We start from the raw sequence: 5,732 nt of genomic DNA, 5'->3' as shown, positions 1-5,732 counted from the left end.
TCCAAGAAGCTGTAGCGCGGGTAACGGCAGTAGCCGCCGCTCACGCCCAACAGGTTGATGCCGATGGCAGCTACCCTGTTGATTCAGTCGCGGCACTCAGGTCGAGCGGGCTGCTCGGCCTGGTGATCAGCGAGGACGCTGGCGGCATGGGGGCCGGGCCGGTCGAGTTCACGGAGGTGCTGAGCGCAATTGCGGTGGCGTGCGGCTCTACCGCGATGATCTACCTGATGCATGTCGCGGCCGCGGTGACGGTGGCATCCGCCCCGCCTGCCGCGATGCCGGAACTTCTCTCGCGGATGGCTTCGGGCGAGGTGCTCGGTACGCTCGCGTTCAGTGAGAAGGGGTCGCGATCGCACTTTTGGGCTCCCGTGTCCGAGTCGGTAGTCGACGGGGCTGGCCTTCGCTTCACGGCCTATAAAAGCTGGGTGACCTCGGCCGGGTACGCCGACGTGTACGTGATGTCGTCGAAAAGCGCGGTCGACCCGGAGACCGTCGACCTGTATGCGATCCCGGCTATAACGCCGGGTTTGGATATCGCCGGTCCGTGGAGCGGACTGGGGCTGCGCGGCAATGCGTCGAGCCCGATGACGGTAGCGATCACTATTCCGTCCAGTTATCGTCTCGGTGAGCCGGGCAGCGGGTTCGGCACGATGATGGCCACCGTGCTTCCCTGGTTCAACCTGGGCAACTCCGCAGTGTCGCTCGGGCTCTGCACCGCAGCTGTTGATGCCGCGGTCGCACACGTGACCGGTGCCCGGCTGGAGCACCTGGACCAGGCTCTGTCCGCGTTACCTACGATTCGGGCACAAATTGCGAAGATGAGCATCGCGTTGATGGCGCAGAAGTCCTACCTTGCACAGGCGGCCGCGAAAGTGGCGAGCCCCGCCGAGGATACTCCGTTGTTCGTGCTCGGGGTGAAGGCCTCCGCGAACGATGCCGCGTTGATGATCACCGAATCGGCGATGCGGGTGTGTGGCGGAGCGGCGTTCTCAAAACACCTACCTATCGAGCGGGCCTTCCGGGATGCGCGTGCGGGGTCGGTCATGGCCCCGACCGCCGACGTGCTTTACGACTTCTACGGGAAGGCTGTCACCGGCCTTCCGCTGTTCTGAGCGCCTGATGTCGAAACTCGTCGGAGCGCCCCTGCTCATTGGAGCGGTCGCTTACACGCCCAACGTTGTTCCCATCTGGGAAGGCATTCGCGAATATTTCGATGAACCGGATACGGCGATGGATTTCCTGTTGTTTTCGAACTATGGCCGCTTGGTCGACGCGCTGCAAGCGGGGATGATCGACATCGCCTGGAACACGAATCTTGCGTATGCGCGGGCTGTGCTTCAGACCGACGGGCACGTGCGGCCACTGGCCATGCGCGACACGGACGCCACATTTTCGACGGTGTTCGTCGCGGCCTCGGGAAGCGGCTGGTCCGGCCCCGGCGATATCGCGACCCGGCGCCTGGCACTCGGATCGGCAGACTCAGCGCATGCCGCGATTCTGCCCTTGCACTATCTGCGCGAAGCCGGAGTGGATGTCGATCACCTGCACATTCAGCGCTTCAACAGTGACATCGGCAAGCACGGTGACACCGGTCGCAGTGAGCTGGACGCGATCGATGCGGTGCTTGCCGGTGACGCTGATGTCGCTGCGATCGGTATCACGGTGTGGGAGAACATCGGCCGCGGCGACCTGATGCCGGGCATGCTGGAGCCGGTCTGGCAGACCGAAACCTACTCGCACTGCATGTTCACCGCCCTCGACACCTTGCCCGAGTCGGTCTACGCACCGTGGGTGGCGAAGCTGCTCGCGATGGACTGGGAGGTGCCGGCGCACCGTCGCATCCTCGAACTGGAGGGTCTGACCCGATGGGTCGAACCACACCTCGAGGGCTACAACGGATTGTTTGCGGCGATCAAGGAACAGGGCGTCGACGCCCGATGGTAATCATGGAGCTGATGCGCACCGTGGAGCAAATGGCCGAAGGCGACACGGCACAGTTTGCGGTCGCGTCGGCGAGCGAACTGGAACTCGTGCGCCGATGGTGCCAGAAAACAGGCAACACCCTCGTCAGCACTTTGATGGTCGAGCAGGACACCGGCCACGTGACCGTTTGCCGAGGCCGGCCACGCAACCCCGGCAGCATGATCCCCGCCGACCGGATGCCCGGAGCGCGGCTCTGGCTCTATACCAACTTTCACTGCAACCTGGCCTGCGACTATTGCTGCGTCGCGTCGTCGCCGAAGACCGATCCGCGTCTGCTCGGCATCGACAATATTCAGGCACTAGTCACCGAGGCCGCCGACTGGGGCGTCAAGGAGCTCTATCTCACCGGCGGCGAGCCGTTCCTACTGCCGGACATCGACGTCATCGTGCGAGCCTGCGTCGACCGGCTGCCGACCACACTACTGACCAACGGGATGCTGTTCCGCGGCCACGGGCTGCGCAAACTACAGGCGATGCCACGTCAAGGCTTCGCGCTCCAAATCAGTGTGGACTCACCCACCCCCGAGGTACACGATTCCCACCGCGGTGTCGGCAGCTGGAAACGGGCACTCGCCGGCATCCGAGTCGCACTCGACGAAGGATTCACTGTGCGGGTCGCCGCGACGATCTCGGCGCACGACGACCCGGCCCTCGATCAGCTGCACGCGCTCTTCGACGGGCTTGGGATCCCGCGAGCCGACCAGGTCATCCGCCCCATCGCGCTGCAAGGCGTCGCCGAAGAGGGGGTCGCATTCACGCGCGAATCACTGATCCCCGAGGTGACCGTGACGGCGGACGGTATCTACTGGCATCCCGTCGCCGCCCGTGACGAAAACGCGCTCGTGAGTCGCCAGATACTCCCCCTGGCTCCCGCGCTCGACCGGGTCAGCGAACTCTTCACCCAACAGTGGTCATCGGCAACGTCCGCCACATCGATGTTCGCCTGCGCCTGAAACGAAAGGAGAACACCATGACCACCACCCGCACCACCGCACCGGCACATATCAACCAGATTGATTCCGGGCGTCTCACTCGCGCGGTGCTCGCCGCCGTGCGGATCGCAGTGGGGTTGATGTGGCTACAGAATGTGAACTGGAAACGCCCGCCCGACTTCGGGCAAGCCGCGCACGACGGCCTCTACCAGTACACCGCTGACGCCGTGGAGCATCCGGTGCTCGGAGCTTTCAGCTGGCTGGTACAGAATGTCATCTTCCCCAACTTCGCGCTCTTCGGCTGGGGTGTGCTGATCGCGGAATTCTGCCTCGGCGCGTTCCTGCTCGTGGGATTCCTGACACGCTTCTGGGCGGCCATCGGCATTCTCCAGACCATCGCCATCACTCTCTCGGTGCTGAACACCCCCGGGGAGTGGCAATGGAGCTACTACCTGATGTTCGCAGCGCAATTCGTCCTCCTGGCAACCGCCGCCGGAAGGATCGCCGGCGTTGACGGACTGCTAAGACCGCGGTGGTCGCTCGGCTCAGGCCGGCCGGCTCGGATTGCAATGGCCCTCTCATGAACGCCACCACACGCACCGGTAGTACAGCGTCCACCTCAGCAATCTGGCGCACCCGCGGCCTGATCGTCGCCGGTTTCACCGCGCTCAGCTCGTTGTTCTCGCTGCTTGACTACACACCGCTACAGTTCACATCGGTCAACCTTGTGCAAGCACTCGTCCTGGTCGCACTCGGTGCCCTCGCCGCGCTCGGCTGTGCACTGCGAATGCCCGCGCTCCTGCTTACAGCCGGCGCGATCCTCATCGTCGTCGGACTGGTGCGCCTCGCCACCTACGCTGCGACTATCGGCATCATCTCCGGCTCTGTCAACGCCGCCGCCCTCATGACCGGACTCGGCACCGCCCTCACCGCCATTTGGATCACCTCACGGCCGATGCCAAAACGTGGTTGAAGACACCACGGTTGATTGGCAGGTCCAACAGGCCCATCGTCACGACCACCAGCGCACTCCGAACCTGAAACGGTGCGAGCCACGCATCCCCCCTCGAAAGCCCTTTGCGGTGAGTGGGCAGGCCCCGAACAACCCTCTACAGGGTTGCCACGCGATGCAGCATCAGCACGATCAGAAGCCACAAGCGACAGCGTTCGGAGGCGTCGGGGCCGGGCGTAGCCTGCCAAGCATGAAACGGGACGTGGACGAGGACCTGAAGGGCGCGGAGTTCCGCGAGTGCAACCTGAACAGCACCCGTCTGATCGGCGTGGTTATGCAGGGCGCCGTGATCGACGGGCTGGTGACCAACCTCGTTGTGAACGGCGTCGAAGTCATGGAGAACGTCGAGGCTGAGCTCGACCGTCCTCACCCGGTCCGCCGACTCATCAGATCGGACGACCTGGCCGACGTTCGCCGAGGGTGGCGGCAGCTGCGCACCGGCTGGGCGGCGACCGTGGCGCGCATGCGGCAGTCGCCGGGCATCGAGCACGAGCGCGTGAACGACGAGTGGTCGGCTGTGCAAACGCTGCGCCACCTGGTCTTCGTCCACGACTCGTGGTTTCGGCGCTGCTGTCTCGGGTCGACCGACCGATTCACTCCGATGGGGCTCGGCATCGACTCTGTGCCCGGCCGCGAGGAGTAGGGTCTCGACCCATCGGCGAACCCGACGCTCGACGAGGTGCTGGCGCGCCCAGAGCCCATTGTCGGGCAGGCAGTGTCGGGCAGTCACCGTCGGGCCAGAATAGGTGGTACGTGGTTAGAGACGAGGGGGGCGATGAGATCGACAGGGTTCAAGGCGACCTCGGTTCTTGCTAGCGCGGGCGGACTCCTCACCAATAGCGGAGTCGACGACGCGGTCGACGTGCTGCTTATGATTGTGGCGACCTCGGCGTCGGGCTCGAACGTTCACCCCGAGGTAGTCAACGCCGCCCGGCCCCCTCTCGCGCGTGAGGATCGGGCAATCGAGGCCGAGATCGGTCGGCCTGCCCATCGTGTGGCAGCGACATGAACACCGTGACCCTGATCGGCGACATGTCTGCCCTGCTGCATGGGGCTCGGCGATGACGGCCGTCGTGGTGATCGCCAAGGAGTGCCTGCCCGGTCGGGTGAAGACCAGGCTGCACCCGCCGCTCAGCCTCGAGCAGGCGGCGCTGCTCGCGGCGGCAAGCCTCGACGACACGCTCGCGGCCGTTCGGGCTCTCCCGGCGACGCGTCGCATCCTCGCCTTCGACGGTGTCACGCCGCCGGTCGCCGCCGACGCCTTCGAGATCCTGCCCCAGACGTCCGGCCGTCTCGACGCACGCCTCGCGGCCATCTTCGACTCCCTCGACGAACCCACCCTCCTCATCGGCATGGACACACCCCAGGTCACCACGGCGCTGCTCGAGCCAGTCTTCACCGACTGGGACGACACAACGGATGCCTGGTTCGGCCCAGCGAACGACGGCGGCTTCTGGGCGCTCGCGCTCGGCGACCCGCGCGGCCTGCTGTCGCGTCGCGTGCAGTCGAGCGGCGTGCTGTCGCGTGGCGACCTGATCCGCGGCATCCCGATGTCCCAGGACGACACCGGCGCCCGGCAGCTCGCCCGCCTGCACGAGGCCGGGCTCCGGGTGCGGCGGCTCCCACACCTCACCGACGTCGACACGGTCGCCGATGCCGACCGGGTGGCGGCCCTCGCCCCCGGGGGCCGGTTCGCGGCGAGCCTCGCCACGATGCGGCCCGCGGTGCCAGGCAGGCCCGACGCGGGGCTGACACCGAGCGGGTAGGAGCTGTCGCCGGGCCAGTGATGCATCCGACCTCGCTAG

Annotated in this window: 7 protein-coding genes; all 7 read left to right on the top strand. The window is 65.8% G+C overall.

All coding sequences use genetic code 11. The features are described from left to right. Window positions 1-1,112 (top strand): acyl-CoA dehydrogenase family protein (locus QN345_RS14885; RefSeq protein ID WP_323508808.1); only part of this gene is annotated, 1,112 nt, incomplete at its 5' end. 7 nt (window positions 1,113-1,119) lie between these two features. Then, entirely contained in the window at window positions 1,120-1,944 is an 825-nt protein-coding gene (locus tag QN345_RS14880; protein WP_322136679.1) for a phosphate/phosphite/phosphonate ABC transporter substrate-binding protein, read from the top strand. A 2-nt stretch (window positions 1,945-1,946) separates the two neighbouring features. Next, window positions 1,947-2,936 carry a radical SAM protein gene (locus QN345_RS14875; protein ID WP_323508807.1) on the top strand — a complete coding sequence of 330 codons (990 nt, stop codon included), beginning with the start codon at window positions 1,947-1,949 and terminating at the stop codon, window positions 2,934-2,936. Then, entirely contained in the window at window positions 2,891-3,499 is a 609-nt protein-coding gene (locus tag QN345_RS14870) for a DoxX family protein (protein ID WP_323508806.1), read from the top strand. Before QN345_RS14875 ends, QN345_RS14870 begins: the two co-directional genes overlap by 46 nt. After that, window positions 3,496-3,888, top strand: coding sequence for a hypothetical protein (locus tag QN345_RS14865; RefSeq protein WP_322136676.1), 393 nt, complete (start codon window positions 3,496-3,498; stop codon window positions 3,886-3,888). The genes QN345_RS14870 and QN345_RS14865 overlap by 4 nt, the downstream gene beginning before the upstream one ends. Window positions 3,889-4,129: 241 nt before the next feature. After that, window positions 4,130-4,570, top strand: coding sequence for a hypothetical protein (locus QN345_RS14860; RefSeq protein WP_322140886.1), 441 nt, complete (start codon window positions 4,130-4,132; stop codon window positions 4,568-4,570). A 418-nt stretch (window positions 4,571-4,988) separates the two neighbouring features. After that, window positions 4,989-5,693 (top strand): TIGR04282 family arsenosugar biosynthesis glycosyltransferase, encoded by a 705-nt coding sequence (locus QN345_RS14855; RefSeq protein ID WP_323504903.1) that lies wholly within the window; start codon window positions 4,989-4,991, stop codon window positions 5,691-5,693. The last annotated feature ends 39 nt before the right edge of the window (window positions 5,694-5,732 follow it).

This window comes from Cryobacterium sp. 10I1, from assembly GCF_035019805.1.
Taxonomy (GTDB): Bacteria; Actinomycetota; Actinomycetes; order Actinomycetales; family Microbacteriaceae; genus Cryobacterium; species Cryobacterium glucosi.
This window is presented reverse-complemented; position numbering and strand designations above follow the sequence as displayed.